Origin of the sequence: Alkalitalea saponilacus (genome assembly GCF_900168165.1) — a bacterium.
Lineage (GTDB): Bacteria > Bacteroidota > Bacteroidia > Bacteroidales > Marinilabiliaceae > Natronoflexus > Natronoflexus saponilacus.
This window is the reverse complement of record NZ_FUYV01000015.1, coordinates 116,562-130,366: the sequence shown is the minus strand read 5'-3', so window position 1 is coordinate 130,366 and position 13,805 is coordinate 116,562. Positions and strand designations below refer to the sequence as shown.

General features: G+C 38.4%; 13 protein-coding genes, 2 tRNA genes and 1 pseudogene. 11 read left to right on the top strand and 5 right to left on the bottom strand.

All coding sequences use genetic code 11. From position 1 onward, the window contains the following. Positions 1–268: pseudogene (locus B5X70_RS18355) on the top strand (hypothetical protein); the annotation flags it as partial. A gap of 823 nt (positions 269–1,091) precedes the next feature. After that, positions 1,092–2,420: a T9SS type A sorting domain-containing protein gene (locus B5X70_RS12595; protein WP_079558257.1), complete on the top strand. Its 1,329-nt coding sequence runs from the start codon at positions 1,092–1,094 to the stop codon at positions 2,418–2,420. A 206-nt stretch (positions 2,421–2,626) separates the two neighbouring features. Here the strand turns inward: B5X70_RS12595 and B5X70_RS12590 are convergent, their stop codons facing one another. From B5X70_RS12590 to B5X70_RS12580, 3 genes are all read right to left on the bottom strand, one after another. After that, positions 2,627–3,868, bottom strand: a complete 1,242-nt coding sequence (locus B5X70_RS12590) for a DUF418 domain-containing protein (protein ID WP_079558256.1) — start codon at positions 3,866–3,868, stop codon at positions 2,627–2,629. A 149-nt stretch (positions 3,869–4,017) separates the two neighbouring features. Then, entirely contained in the window at positions 4,018–4,449 is a 432-nt protein-coding gene (locus B5X70_RS12585) for an FKBP-type peptidyl-prolyl cis-trans isomerase (RefSeq protein WP_079558255.1), read from the bottom strand. A 206-nt stretch (positions 4,450–4,655) separates the two neighbouring features. After that, positions 4,656–5,855 carry an L-lactate MFS transporter gene (locus B5X70_RS12580; protein ID WP_079558254.1) on the bottom strand — a complete coding sequence of 400 codons (1,200 nt, stop codon included), beginning with the start codon at positions 5,853–5,855 and terminating at the stop codon, positions 4,656–4,658. A gap of 254 nt (positions 5,856–6,109) precedes the next feature. Here B5X70_RS12580 and B5X70_RS12575 point away from each other — a divergent pair, with 254 nt between their 5' ends. Next, positions 6,110–6,919: a metallophosphoesterase family protein gene (locus B5X70_RS12575; protein ID WP_079558267.1), complete on the top strand. Its 810-nt coding sequence runs from the start codon at positions 6,110–6,112 to the stop codon at positions 6,917–6,919. Positions 6,920–6,951: 32 nt separating this feature from the next. Further along, a complete protein-coding gene (locus B5X70_RS12570) occupies positions 6,952–7,611 on the top strand; it encodes a hypothetical protein (protein ID WP_232468440.1) in 660 nt (219 codons plus the stop codon). On the opposite strand, the gene B5X70_RS12565 is transcribed toward B5X70_RS12570, so the two are convergent. Both B5X70_RS12565 and B5X70_RS12560 read right to left on the bottom strand, forming a co-directional pair. Further along, positions 7,608–8,303, bottom strand: a complete 696-nt coding sequence (locus B5X70_RS12565) for a response regulator transcription factor (protein WP_079558253.1) — start codon at positions 8,301–8,303, stop codon at positions 7,608–7,610. The genes B5X70_RS12570 and B5X70_RS12565 overlap by 4 nt on opposite strands. A 110-nt stretch (positions 8,304–8,413) precedes the next feature. Next, positions 8,414–9,664 carry a sensor histidine kinase gene (locus B5X70_RS12560; RefSeq protein ID WP_079558252.1) on the bottom strand — a complete coding sequence of 417 codons (1,251 nt, stop codon included), beginning with the start codon at positions 9,662–9,664 and terminating at the stop codon, positions 8,414–8,416. A 305-nt stretch (positions 9,665–9,969) separates the two neighbouring features. On the opposite strand from B5X70_RS12560, the gene B5X70_RS12555 reads away from it, so the two are divergent. The 7 genes from B5X70_RS12555 (at position 9,970) to B5X70_RS12525 (ending at position 13,780) form a co-directional block, all read left to right on the top strand. Beyond that, positions 9,970–10,173: a hypothetical protein gene (locus B5X70_RS12555; RefSeq protein ID WP_079558251.1), complete on the top strand. Its 204-nt coding sequence runs from the start codon at positions 9,970–9,972 to the stop codon at positions 10,171–10,173. Between the two features lie 232 nt (positions 10,174–10,405). Beyond that, positions 10,406–11,416, top strand: coding sequence for a methyl-accepting chemotaxis protein (locus B5X70_RS12550; RefSeq protein WP_079558250.1), 1,011 nt, complete (start codon positions 10,406–10,408; stop codon positions 11,414–11,416). Between the two features lie 188 nt (positions 11,417–11,604). Then, positions 11,605–11,676 (top strand) — tRNA-Glu (locus B5X70_RS12545). Positions 11,677–11,711: 35 nt separating this feature from the next. Then, positions 11,712–11,966: a 30S ribosomal protein S20 gene (gene rpsT, locus B5X70_RS12540; RefSeq protein ID WP_079558249.1), complete on the top strand. Its 255-nt coding sequence runs from the start codon at positions 11,712–11,714 to the stop codon at positions 11,964–11,966. A gap of 11 nt (positions 11,967–11,977) precedes the next feature. Further along, positions 11,978–12,049: transfer RNA gene (locus B5X70_RS12535), tRNA-Glu, on the top strand. A gap of 82 nt (positions 12,050–12,131) precedes the next feature. Beyond that, positions 12,132–12,830: a RadC family protein gene (gene radC, locus B5X70_RS12530; RefSeq protein ID WP_079558248.1), complete on the top strand. Its 699-nt coding sequence runs from the start codon at positions 12,132–12,134 to the stop codon at positions 12,828–12,830. A 44-nt stretch (positions 12,831–12,874) separates the two neighbouring features. After that, positions 12,875–13,780, top strand: coding sequence for a hypothetical protein (locus tag B5X70_RS12525; RefSeq protein ID WP_079558247.1), 906 nt, complete (start codon positions 12,875–12,877; stop codon positions 13,778–13,780). Positions 13,781–13,805: the final 25 nt, after the last annotated feature.

The following is a 13,805-nucleotide window of genomic DNA, read 5'->3' as shown; positions in this document are numbered from 1 at the left end:
CAGGGAGATAAAGCAACTCCTTCATATTAAATCTTTCATCGGAACTAGCGAAAATGCTGTAATGATACAAATATGGACTGCTTTGATAACTATACTTGTCCTAAAATACTTAAAAGCATTAGCCCAATATGGCTGGAGGTTGTCAAATTTAGTTGCGTTTATCAGGTTGAATATGTTTGTGAAAATTGACTTGCAAAAGTGGTTGGATAAACCCTTTGATGAACCTCCTGAACCAGTTCAAAAATACATACAGGGGGTTTTATTCTGAAATTGTAGATGTTTCTGGCTAAAACTACTATTTTTAAAGAGCAATAAATCCTACTGAAGATTATTTAGGACAGTATTGATTCTCAACCTTTTTTTTACCAAGAATATAAAAGATTGGGTATACGACAATAAACAGTATCCCTAAGTTTATTATGTGTGGATTTTTGAAGTGAAAAATCCCAAGAACAATTGTAACTATAGACAGAATAGGGAATATTATTGATAGAATGAGAAAAAATTTTTTCATAAAAATTGGTGTTGTTTTGTTGGACATGTAGATAGTGTCTCATTTTCAGATTATTTCTTCTTCCTTTTCTGCTGAAAGTAATAAACCAACAAAAGGGCGTCAACCAATAAAAAAATGATCAAAGCGATTAATCCTGCGGACATAGTTTTTAGGATTTAAGGTACAATTGGATAGAAAATTACAAGTTGTAGTGACTCTGCTAGTTATAAAATATCAACGTTATGCTCCGCCATACTCCTTATTCCATGATTTGAGAATTTTCCTTAAATGCCACGGTTTAGTTTTATATTTTTTTGAAAAATAAATCAGCAGGATGACATCAAATAGCAAAAAGAGCAATAATAAGATTAGGATTTCCATCAGCGTAAATTTTTAGAATATTTACTCAAAAAATTGGCTTTGAATTTTTATCCTACTAAAATACATTTTTTTATGGAATCTTATAAAAAACATGACAAGAATCACTATAAAATAGTTATGACAATAAACCGGAGAGAAACAGGCGGGTTTTGAACATTCTAATACATTGCTATATTTGTACTGTTTAACAACGATTTATTAACTCTAATCCACACTTATGAAAAGATTTTTACTTCTGAGTTTAAGCCTTCTGGCTTCCGTAGCCATTACTGCACAAACATTTACCATCAGACAAAACGTTACCGGAATGAGTTGGGATAACATGAGAGGTCAGAGTTTTACCCCTCAGGTTCAAGGTTCCGGAACAGGCGATGTAGGAGATGACAATACAGTTTTTCTGGAACACTTTAGTTTCGTATTTGCCTCATCTGCATATCCAGAGAAACTTTACTTGTATTCAGAACTCCCTTCAAACATAGAAGAGTTGGATAATGGTACAGGTGGAATTCTTATTGCGGAGAGCATCTCCATGAATAGTGATGATTTTTTATATACACGCTATTTTTTCGACTATCCGGAACTTGAAAAAGATCAAACCTATTATGTTCTGTTCAGACAAGATGCCAAAATAGAATCAGGTGGTGGAAACAATTATACAGGAGGGGGCGCATTGGATCGCAGGGATAATGATATTTTTCTGCACACATCTCAGGATTTGAGATTTGAGGCTCGTTTTACGCCACCAAAAAACAGTGAAGCAAATATTGTGACACTTACGACTCCATCACAAGTGGGTGAAACCATCATTGATCTGGAAACAAAGAGCGTCACATTTTCAGTTCCGGCCAGTCAGGATATCTCTTCTTTGCAATTAACCATCGAAGTTTCGGAAAATGGAACATACTCTCCCATGCGCACATTCTGGAACTTCTCGTCTGGTCCTGTGACCATCACAGTTACCTCAGAGAGTGGTACGGTTGTAAATGAGTGGACAGTGATTGCAGATAAGCCTCTTAATACGGATGCCAGCATGGGAACGTTTTTCATAGATGAAACCATTGGCCATCCGGAAGTAGATGAAGACAACCATACCATTAAAATAGTGGTCAGTGATGATGCCGATTTAAGCACTCTGATTCCTTACATATATCATCTTCCATTTGGAGCCACTGTTAGTCCCGCAGTGGAAGTCCCAACAGATTTCTCAGAGGGCTCTGTAGTCTATACCGTTACAGCCGAAGATGGAGAGACTTTTATTGAATGGACTGTAACAGTTGTCACGCAGAGCCAGTCGACATCCATAAAGCAGGATTTCTTATCAACGAAGATTTATCCTTCAATTGTTAATGATCTGCTGGTCATAGAAAATCAAAACAATAGTAAACTGGAAGTGACTATTTTCAACGTGACTGGTCACATGGTTTATTCGCAAAAGATTGAAGCCAACCCTACTAATATATCAATGAGCCATTTGCCTTCAGGCATATATCTGATAAAACTTTCAGATGGATTAATTTTCGAAACTTATAGAGTAATCAGAGAATAGCGTATTAGCAAAAAGTAAAAAAGCAATAAAAAAGCACCTTTCCGGGTGCTTTTTTATTGCTTTTTTGTAATTAACTATTCGTTAAGCTTTTTTTAATAGATAATCAGCCACATGATAACCCATACGTAATCCCCTATGTTTATTATTAATGGGTTGTGTTTGTCTAATCCCGCTATATCAAACTTATGACCTGTTATGTTATATGATTACTCTTTTTTAAAGGATTGCCATTTCCTATATGTTAGAGTTCTCCATAACCACTCAAATGGCCCAAAATTAAATCTCTCTAACCAAAATTTGCTCAAAGGAATCTGAACCGCAATAATGATAAAGGTGAGGGCAATTCCCTGCCAGATATTTACTTTCCCGAACAATCCCAATCCATAGCTGTGAAACAGAAATGCAGCAATAATGCTGTGCATTAAATAATTTGACAAGGCCATTCTTCCAACATAGGCAAATCCTTTCGTCAGTTTCTCAAATACTCCCGAATGAATCATAAGGACTATTCCTGACACATAACCAATGGTAAGGAGAGGACTCCCAAATCCTCTTAAAATAAGAACAAGAACAGCTGCTGCAGACATCTCATCGGCAGGGATTGTCAACGACAGCCATGCATACACCAGCGATACAGGAAGACCAATGGCAATTCCCAACAATAGACCTTTTTTAAAGAATCCCTTATTTTCATGGGTGTTTACTAATAACCTTTTACGGGCGGCATATTGTCCCACAAGGAACATGGCCAGAACATTGGGGTAGAAGAAGAAAACTCCTGGCAAAATCAGGCTGTATTCTTTTAATCTTATTTGAACTATCTCTGAGAAGCTTCCGTTTGCATAGGTCTGTAATGCTTGTTGTACAAGTGCCAATGTTTCCGATTTTTGCTGTGCCATGGCACTTTCGATCGCTTCCTTTGATGCCGGATCCTGCATTCCGAGGAACATAAACAGAGAGAGAAGCGTGGTGAGAATTATGGGAAAGAGCAAAATTCCAATGGCCCATTTTATAAGCGATTTGTCTTTTTTCTTCCTAAAAAGGATCAATATCAGACCAAATATTCCGTAAAAGAATAGAATATCGCCCGGCCACAATAGCAGGACATGTAATGCACCAAAAGCAATCAGAATTGTCAGTCTCCAAACGAATGTGGGAACGACTGATTTGCCTTCCGAAGAGGGCTTTTGTAAAAACAGCCAGAAGCCATATCCAAACAACATGGAGAACAGCACATAGAATTTTCCATCAAAAAGGAAATAGATCAAAAATTCACCAATCTTATCAGAAGCACTGGTCCAATAGGACTCGCCAAGAAATGCGTAACCAACCGGCGCGTTCATCCAGAGCATGTTGACCATCAGAATGCCAAAGATGGCAAAACCCCGCAAAGTATCCAGAATTTCAATTCTTTGCCCGGGGGTTGTAGGAGATAAACTGTTTGACATGTTTATAAGTATTTGGATTGCAATTACAAGAACTACAAAGAAACTTGAAAATGATAATAAAATCTATTTATTTTCGATGTATGACGATTCAGCAGGTATTAAATGTCGAAATATTGCCACAAATAGACTTTCTGAAGAAATGCTGTACGTCATCCAATGCTTACCAACCTGATATCGAAATGAAGAACCGCGTATGGGGGAATCTTATTGCCTGTACCCTTTTTTCCCCATGCCAGATCGTAAGGAACCCAGAATTTATAACGACTTCCAGCGGCCATTAACTGTAGTCCTTCCTGAAGCCCCTCAATTAATTCGTTCAGGGGTACCGTTGAAGTTTGATTTGTTCTGTACGTATCTTCCAAAAGGGTGCCGTTCAGAAGCAGTGCCCGCTGATGTATTTCCACGTTGCTGAATTCATCAGGCTTATCACCAGTGGTTTCCTCAACAACCATGTATTGGAGTCCGCTTGCGGTTTCAATTACGCCCGGCTTTTGAGCATTTTGCAATAGAAAATCTTCACCTGATTTCCTGTTGTTTCCGGCAGAGCCTTTGCTTCTTTGTTTTTTATCTCTATTGCCCATATTGATATTTTTTTTGCAAATATATAAAGGTAGAACGTTTAGGCGAAAAGCGCTCTAATTTTTCAGTGGGCGACTGCTAACTTTAATCACGTTATATTTCCGGAAAATTCTTGCGAGGTTAATAATTTCACCTGGATTTAAAAAGACTATAAACATAAAAAGCTGCTCTTAGGCAGCTTTTTATGTTTGTTTTTATGTTCAATATCTTATTTCGCAGCTGGAGCTTTAACAAACTTAATCAAAAGTGCTCCCAGCAATAACATAGAACCGGCAACAATGTAAGACCATGTATAGGTTCCTGTTAAATCAACCACACGTCCGGCCAAAATGGGTCCTATAATACCTGCCACACCCCAGCTGGTGAAAATCAGGCCATAATTTACACCAAGGTTTTTAAGCCCGAAGAAGTCGGCAGTGGTTGCAGGGTACAACGAAAAGAGAGCTCCGTAAGCCAGACCGGCAACGGCAATCCCTGCACCGATTAAGAAAATAGTGTCCAGGAACGAGAATGAGAACATCACTCCGGCCTGAATAAGGAAAACAATCAGAAGCGCGGTGGTTCTTCCCATGCTGTCAGAAAGATATCCGCCAATGACACGTCCAAGGGTGTTAAATATGGCCATAACCATGACAATGTAAAATCCTTCGGTTGAGTCAGTCTGAACCCTCACTATTCTTACAATGTGTCCAATCAGCATCAACCCCGCAGTTGCACTAAGTAAATAGGTCAACCAAAGAAGCGCAAAAGCCGGAGTCTTTACCATTTGGTTCCATGGCATGTCTTCAGCGTTAGCTACTACCGGACGTCCGGCCTTAGCTTTGGGAACAAAACCTGCCGGGGGATTTTTCAATATGAGTGCAAACGAAACCAGGGCTACAATTGCAATGATACCAAGAATTACAAATGTACTTTCAATTGAATAGAGTCTTAAAAGACGAGTGGCCAATGGAGCCATATAAACCGATGAGAGACCAATTCCGGCAACAACAATACCAGCAATAAGACCTTTTTTGCGCGGTTCAAACCATTTTATTGCAGAAGGAGTGGCACTGGCATACCCAAAACCCATCCCCACACCGCTTATGATACCAAATGTACCAACCATGAGAGCTGGCGTAGTTGCAAAAGCGGATAGGAGAATTCCCAGGCCAAACAGGGAGCCTCCAATCAGAGCGATGATGCGAGGTCCATACTTGTCCTGCAAGCGCCCTCCAAAAATGGTCATGAACGAAAGAAGCGCGACACAAACAGTATAAGGCAAAGCAGCCTGAGTGTTGGTCCAGTCCCACTTTTCAATCAGTTCGGCGGCAATCACACTCCAGGAGTATAGCAATCCAAGAATTAGGTTGATCCCTGTGGCGGCGAAAGTAACTATCCAACCGGTAGAGCTTTTTTGTGTACTCATCGAAATCTTGTTTTAGATGCGTTTAAATTTTTCGGTCGTGAAAATACCTATATTTTTTTATTTTTTTAATGATTCGATGAAAGATGGTATGTTAAAAAGGCCATTAGTAAAGGTTGTTGCTCTCGTGTTTAGAAAAAAATAAGATGTAATCACCTTAATTTTTCTAACTTTGCACAACATTTTCCTATCACAATCCTTTTACAATCAAACCAATGATTTAAGAATAATATATAATGAATCTAAATTCTTTTGTTATGCGGCTCTTTAAAAATAAGGTTCATTTCTCTGCCGTTTTGCTTTTTCTAATTGGTGGCTGTAATGAAATCATAGAGTACAGTCCATATAAAGCCGGGGTAAAATCACCTGATGAAGATTTAAATATCAAGGCGATGGAACAAATTTCTGAATTTAGTCAGTCGGAGTTTCGTCCTTTCAAATTGGGATTGGTGGGCGATAGTCACACCTATTACGATTATTATGAAAAGCAGATTAGGCAGCTCAATAAACATGATGATATTGATTTTGTGGTTCATCTGGGCGACATCACTCTCAGCGGTATTTATCGGGAATTTATCTGGTTCAGGGATATAACGGCCAAGTTAAATCACCCGATGATTACCATCATCGGCAATCATGATTATTTATCAAACGGGGAGTACATGTATCAGGAGATGTTTGGGCCTTTGAATTTCACCATGGTATACAACGACTGCCTGCTTGTGTTTTTCGACAATGTTATTTGGGAAAAGAACGTGGAAGACCCCGATTTTGACTGGTTAGAATCAGTTCTAGAGGAGGGACAGGATTATCGTTACCGCTTTGTCTTTTCTCATATACCACCATGGAGCGATCAATTCAACACCGGGAATGAATATTACTTCAACATGTTAATGGATAAATACAATGTTGATTTGTCGATTCACGGACATACACACAACTACAGATATAAACAGCCTTATGATACCGGCCCTCCTTATCTTGTAGTTTCAAGCAGTCAAAAAGGGGAAATATTTTTTCTTCATGTGGAAGAGGATGGCTTCTATCCGGGAAGAGAGGATTACTAAGGAGTTTCTTGTTTAAACATTGAAAAAACAGAATGAGATATAATACAGCCACTAAGCATATTTTGTTGATTGCATTGTTGTTGATTACAAAAATTGGATTTTCTCAATCGACAGGAGACCAATACAGACAAGGTATATCAATAGAAGAAAAACCTGCAGTTCAGTACGATACTATTCTGATAAGGAAAGGCTGGTATATCCCAGATCATTTAAAACTTCAGTATGCCGGTTTAATTGGATTTATGTCGATTGGAGCAGGTTATGAAATTACAGATCGTTATGAACCAACATTGTTTTATGGATTGTTAACGGAGCACTTTGGGGGGAGTTCAGTTACTGTTCATACCATATCCCTTAAAAACAGCTGGAAACTCTTTCGACCGGGTTTGCTCGGAGATATAACCCCCAAAGCCGGTTTTTCGGTAAATCTGGGATTTACCAATAATACTTTTCACAGACTGCCTGCTCATTATCCGAGTAACTACTATTTCCAGAACCGGATTCATGTGGCGCCATTTTTTGGAGGCGAATGGAAAATTAACATGTCAGGCGATGGTTTCTTTAATGCGGTTGGTTTATATACCGAAATGAGCACTTTGGATAATTACATCCTCGAATTCATTCGAACGAAGTATGTTACCATTGATAAAATATGGAATCTTTCATTCGGGGTCTCTTTGTATATCAACTAATCTTTAAGAACATACCCTACCTTAGGGATGTTCTCTATTGATACATTGGGGTCGTTTGCAAGACGTTTTCTCAATCGTGTAATAAAAACATCCAGACTACGCCCGTTAAAGTAGTCATCTCTACCCCAATACGCATTGAGTAAATCGCTGCGACGAACGATGTTGTTTTTGTTAGAGCACAGCATTCGCAACACATCACACTCTCTGTATGTTAACCTTTGAATCTCATTTTCAAAGATTAGTGCCTGGTTTTGTGTTTCAAAGAGGTATTTTCCTATATTACAGCTGATTTCCGGCTCGCTTTCTGTGGAATCATTTTTCTGATAACGATTAAGGATGGCATTGATGCGGCAAAGTAGTTCATCTTCATCGAACGGTTTGGTAATGTAATCGTCTCCGCCCAGGTTAAATCCTTTAAGTTTGTCCTGCTTCATAGATCTAGCTGTTAGAAAAATCACAGGAATTTCCGGGTCTTCCTTTCTGATTCGCTCCATTAAAGTGAACCCATCTATACCGGGAAGCATTACATCAATGATGCAAAAATCAGCACCGTTTTTAAGAAAAGCGTTCAATCCAGCATCCCCATCTGTTGCCAGTTCAACCAGAAAACCTGAAGTGGTTAGAAATTCTTTCAATAGAAAGCCCATGTTGGCATCGTCCTCAATGATCAGTATTTTTTTCTGATTGGTCATGTGGTGCATATTTATATGGTGCGAATCAAAAGTTAAATCTATGATTTTCCTCTGCTGCTTCGTGAAATTTATCAAATATTTTGTATAAAGACAGCATATGGCAAAAAAAATTAAAGTCGGATTACAGGAAATGTTAAGGTGAAAACACTCCCTTTTCCAGGGTTACTTTCCAGTTCAATGTTGCCACCACAGTCATCAGTTACTTTCTTTGCATAGGTAAGACCCATTCCAAATCCTTTAACATTGTGCACATTTCCTGTGGAAACTCTGTAGAACTTTTCAAAAACCTGTTGTTGGTCTTCTTTTTTTATTCCAATACCGTTGTCAGTAATCTTTATAATTAAATTGGAATCCTTATTGGTGGTATTGATTTCAATGATTGGCTTCTTTGCAACATATTTCAGAGCATTGTCTATCAGGTTTGAAATGATGAGCGATACAGGTCCGTATTCTCCCTTAATGAGAGCGTTTTCAGCATCTGGATTAAATCTGATGGTAGCATTTGAATGTGTAAGCCTTACCTTGAATGATTGTATCACGTTTTCTATCAACTCATGCATATCCAGGTCATCAAGGTCGCAATCATTGTGCTCTGAGCATCCTACACGCAAGATTTCTTCAACATGATGCTGAAGCCGCTTAGTTTCTTCCAGAATTACTTCAGAATACTCATTGGTTTTTACTGATATATCTTTTTGTTTTTTAATAAGATTAGTGGCAAAACGAACATTGGCAATGGGGGTTTGAAACTCATGAACCATGTTGTTAATAAAGTCTGTTGTTCGCAACAACAGAGCTTTTTCCCGCTTGTAAAGATTTCTGGATACCAGAAAAGCATACATCACAAAAAGGATAAAAATAATGGAGAGTCCCAATTGACTCATTATCTGTCCTATCAGGAATTGATTTCGGGTAGGAAATTCAACTTTAATCTGGAATCCGCTTTGATCAGTTAATCCGTTTAGATTCTGAGTGTATGATGGCGGGGTAAATAAGCGTCCTTTGCTGTAATGTAATAGAGTATCTGTAAGTTCAAATGTAAACGGAAGTTCAATTTTATGCGCATTCAGACTTGAACGTATGATGCTGTCAACTTCCCAATACTTTTTTACATGTTTTTTTTCTTCGTGTCCTCTACCGCAAAGGAAATTGGTCATCTCTTCACAATATGGAGCCCTGTTGCCCAATTCAATTTTGGCATATTTTAATGCCATTGCCACACGATGATTGAAGTTTTGTTCCTCTAACAGCGCCGCCCGATATATCCAACTTACCTGAATTATTATCAGGAAGGTCAGAAGGGAGAAGGTAATAACAGCCAGAATGGTTTGTTTGTCGAATTCTGCTTTGTTTCTATTCATGTGGCTCTAATTTGTTTTTATTGGTTCCCGAGTCCTCGTGAGAACGAGTCCCGAGGATTCGGGACTCGTTTCATGAAATGTTATATAAAAAGACTCCCTGTTTAGCAGGTAGGTTAAATATATAAATCTTAATGTGATCTGCTTTCTCTATGTCTGGTATTTACGGCAAATTTAGCCAAAAGAATATCCATAATAGCAACGTTAACATTACATTAACGGCCTTTAACAGCAATGTAACTTGCTTTAATCTGGAAAGATTCTAAATTTGTGTTGATATTAAAGTTAATCACTAAAAGAATAAAATTATGAAAAGAAGAATCGCTTTAGCATGCATGTTTGCTTTTACTTTTGCAATGGCAGCCCCAGTTTTCGCAAATACAGCACCACAAGAAGCCGAGAAAAAAGAACAATGTGAGGCCAAAAAGGAGTGCGATAAAGAAAAGAAAGCTGAGTGTAAAGAGAAAAAAGCTGAATGCAAAGAAAAGAAATCAGGATGCGATAAGAAATAATTTTGAAGCAATCCAAAATCTCGAATTAAAAAGCTGTCCTCATGGGCAGCTTTTTTTTGATAAAACAATCAGTTTTGGCATCAGAAATATTTATTGGTAAAATTTTAATTTAAATGCAAAATTAATAAACGTAACTAAAAACCACCTTTAGAATTATTGTATTGCGATAAAATGCCTGAAAAAACATCAAAATGATTATATTTGCGAAATATTAATTACAAACAGGTATTTTATGTTGATTGGTGTGTTAGCCCTATTATTGGTTTTATTTTTCGCAGGTTGGTTTCTGTTTTTATTTGAAAGAAAGAAGCTTAAGGACATATCCCATAAATATGAAGAGACAATTTCTATCTTAAATGAAAATAAACGCACTTCCAGAATATCTTCAAACGGAGTTTCAAAAGAGATGGAGCGCCTCTCCATTGTAGCCCGACAAACCGAAAATGCCATAATGATTATGGACCCGGATGGAAATATAGAGTGGGTTAATGATGGTTTTACCCGAATGTATGGATATACTTATGAGGAGTTCATAAATACACTGGGAAGTAATATTCGACAAACCAGTTTTAGCAATGAAATTGAAGAGCGCTTGTATAAATGTACAAAATTGGGGGAACCTGTCACATATGAAGCGCTTAATATTACAAGAGACGGAGAGAGATTGTGGACCCACACTTCACTCACACCCATTTACAATGACAATCACGAAGTGACATATCTAGCGGCAATTGATTCCGATATATCAAGAAGAAGAGAAGCCGGCGATGAGTTGGTGGATGCCATACATAATCTTTCCACACGCATAAGCAGCCTTTCTCAAAAAGAGACGCAGATGAAGGCTCAAACTGCAGCCATGATGGAAAGCATTATAGATGCAGGCAAGCTTTTGGAGGACTCCGGACAGGTTATCAAATTTATTAATGACATCTCTTACCAGGTTAAAATTTTAGGGTTGAATGCTTCGATTGAAGCATCCAATTTTGTTGGGACTAATGGCAGCATGGTGAAAAGTAACGGCTTTCGGGTAATCTCCGGTGAGATCATAAATTTCTCTGAAGAGACCAGACGGCATGCGTCAAAAATCACCAATACCATGGAAATGCTTCAGAAATCGTTTCAAAAGATGGAAGCCTCCAGACTTACAGTAGATGAAGTAACCGGAGCCTATTACGACACCATCTCTTCAGTTCGTTCCGAACTGAAACGGGTTGAAAGAGTGGCTGACAAATTAAATGAATAGGCGCCCAGACATAATACTGCAATGCCTGATCTTATCAGTGTTTACACAGAAGACCAACCCTCTTTTGATCAATTTCAAAATTAGAATTTAATCTTTTAGCATTTTTTTCAATATAGATATTTGGAAGAATATAAAATTGGTATATCTTTGCATCCGCAAATGAAAGAAAAATTCATTGCAAATATCACGGTCCCTTCGTCTAGGGGTTAGGACGCCAGATTTTCATTCTGGAAACAGGGGTTCGATTCCCCTAGGGACTGCTAAAACGGAATTAAGAACTTATATTTATACTAAGATGGCAAATCATCAGTCAGCAAAGAAGAGAGCAAGACAAGACGCGGCGAAAAAAGAGCATAACAAGTATTATGCAAAAACTACCCGTAATGCAATTAAGTCTTTGCGTCATGCAACAGATAAAGAAGCAGCAACTGCTCTTTATCCCAAGGTGGTTTCTATGATTGATAAACTGGCAAAAAAGAATATCATTCATAAGAACAAGGCTTCAAACTTAAAGTCAAGCCTTGCACTGCACATTAATAATCTTTCATAAAGATTAAATACGGTCCCTTCGTCTAGGGGTTAGGACGCCAGATTTTCATTCTGGAAACAGGGGTTCGATTCCCCTAGGGACTGCTGAAACCTCTTCGCAACGCGAAGAGGTTTTTTTGCTTTACTTTATCGAAATCTTTTTGTAGTTTCCGTACAAAAAAGATTCATGACCCAATACCCAAAACTAGGCATTAAACAATTGGCGGCAGAGGATCGCCCCAGAGAGAAGCTTCTTCAAAAGGGAATGGCATCCCTTTCCGATGCCGAACTCATCGCCATACTTATCGGCTCTGGAAGCACAAAAGAGTCGGCAGTAGAATTGGCGAGAAAAATCATGGCCGGATTTCAAAACAACCTCAAAGAACTTGGCAAAGCCGACATCGAACAGTTAAAAAACAACTTCCACGGTGTTGGCGAAGCAAAGGCCATTACCATTGTTGCGGCTATGGAATTAGGCCGTAGACGATTGCTTCATGAAGTTCCGGAATATCCCTCCATCAAATCAAGTTCGGATGTTTACAGGTTGATGCAACCGGTCATTGGCGATTTGCCTCATGAAGAGTTTTGGGTTTTAATGTTGAGTCGTTCAAATAAAGTCATTCATCGATATCATTTAAGCAAAGGCGGCCTTACCGGAACCGTTATTGATGTTCGTTTGATCATGAAGAAAGCTCTGGAAACCCGCGCTGCCTCTATTATCCTTTGTCACAATCATCCTTCAGGAAACATTCAACCAAGCGAGGCCGACAAAAACATCACCGCAAAACTTTACGATGCCGGGAAAATTCTTGACATTCCCGTTTTAGATCATGTTATTGTTACAGATAATGGTTATTTTAGCTTCGCCGATGAAGGTCGCATGTAATGCGACATTGTAACGGGGAATGTGGTGTTTAATCATTTTATTTTATGACGGAACAACCTTATTATCTTAAAAATCAAGAAATCAACCGCCAAAAATGGGACGATTGTATAAGCAATTCTCAAAATCCATTGGTGTATGGTTACAGTTGGTATCTTGATTTGGTTGCTCCGGATTGGTCTGCCATTATTTTAGGGGACTATAAAGCGGTATTACCGCTTTATATAAAGACGAAAATGGGAATTCGGTATGTTATGCAACCTCCCTATTGTCAACAATTGGGTCTGTTTCGGAAATCCGAATTGTCCAAAGAGCAGATAGGATTGATATATAAAGCCATTCCGGCATTACTTCTTACCATGAATTCACATCCCGGTTGTGAGGATATTCCGGTGAAATTCCTGAAGAAGAAAAAAGATAATTACATTTTATATCTCAGGCATGATTATACCGATCTTTATAGTCTTTACAAATCCAACTGCAAAAGAAATATTAAACAGGCATTAAGAGAAGATCAGATGTCTGGAGGCCCACAAATTACGGTGAATGAGTTTCTCGACTTTCTATTTAAAAACTCCAACTATCCGTTTGAGAAGGGTTATCGCGAAACAATTAAAAGGATTGTAACTAAATCCATCGATACAGGAAAAGCATTCATTGAAACTGTATGTAGCAGGGAAGGAGATCTGTTTGCAGTCGGTTTTTTTGTTAAAACTAATCATTCAGTTACATTCTTATCCGGTGCATCCTCAGCAGAAGGGTTTCAAAAGAAAAGCATGTTCTTATTGATGGATGAGGTGATTCGGAAATTCGCCCAGAGTAATCTGAAATTGGATTTTGAAGGTTCTGAGAACAGAAACGTGGCAAGGTTCTATAAGGGATTTGGGAGTAAAAGCGAACCATATTTTGCGTATGAGCACTTTTTATTGCGATTTTTTCTTAAATTTATGTGACTGTGAGTCCGGCCAACTTCTGAAA

What these genes read in the sequence shown, in the direction of transcription:
- B5X70_RS12595 (WP_079558257.1), top strand. Translation starts at nt 1,092, where the DNA reads ATGAAAAGATTTTTACTTCTGAGTTTAAGCCTTCTGGCTTCCGTAGCC.
- B5X70_RS12590 (WP_079558256.1), bottom strand. Translation starts at nt 3,868, where the DNA reads ATGTCAAACAGTTTATCTCCTACAACCCCCGGGCAAAGAATTGAAATT.
- B5X70_RS12585 (WP_079558255.1), bottom strand. Translation starts at nt 4,449, where the DNA reads ATGGGCAATAGAGATAAAAAACAAAGAAGCAAAGGCTCTGCCGGAAAC.
- B5X70_RS12580 (WP_079558254.1), bottom strand. Translation starts at nt 5,855, where the DNA reads ATGAGTACACAAAAAAGCTCTACCGGTTGGATAGTTACTTTCGCCGCC.
- B5X70_RS12575 (WP_079558267.1), top strand. Translation starts at nt 6,110, where the DNA reads ATGCGGCTCTTTAAAAATAAGGTTCATTTCTCTGCCGTTTTGCTTTTT.
- B5X70_RS12570 (WP_232468440.1), top strand. Translation starts at nt 6,952, where the DNA reads ATGAGATATAATACAGCCACTAAGCATATTTTGTTGATTGCATTGTTG.
- B5X70_RS12565 (WP_079558253.1), bottom strand. Translation starts at nt 8,303, where the DNA reads ATGACCAATCAGAAAAAAATACTGATCATTGAGGACGATGCCAACATG.
- B5X70_RS12560 (WP_079558252.1), bottom strand. Translation starts at nt 9,664, where the DNA reads ATGAATAGAAACAAAGCAGAATTCGACAAACAAACCATTCTGGCTGTT.
- B5X70_RS12555 (WP_079558251.1), top strand. Translation starts at nt 9,970, where the DNA reads ATGAAAAGAAGAATCGCTTTAGCATGCATGTTTGCTTTTACTTTTGCA.
- B5X70_RS12550 (WP_079558250.1), top strand. Translation starts at nt 10,406, where the DNA reads ATGTTGATTGGTGTGTTAGCCCTATTATTGGTTTTATTTTTCGCAGGT.
- rpsT (WP_079558249.1), top strand. Translation starts at nt 11,712, where the DNA reads ATGGCAAATCATCAGTCAGCAAAGAAGAGAGCAAGACAAGACGCGGCG.
- radC (WP_079558248.1), top strand. Translation starts at nt 12,132, where the DNA reads ATGACCCAATACCCAAAACTAGGCATTAAACAATTGGCGGCAGAGGAT.
- B5X70_RS12525 (WP_079558247.1), top strand. Translation starts at nt 12,875, where the DNA reads ATGACGGAACAACCTTATTATCTTAAAAATCAAGAAATCAACCGCCAA.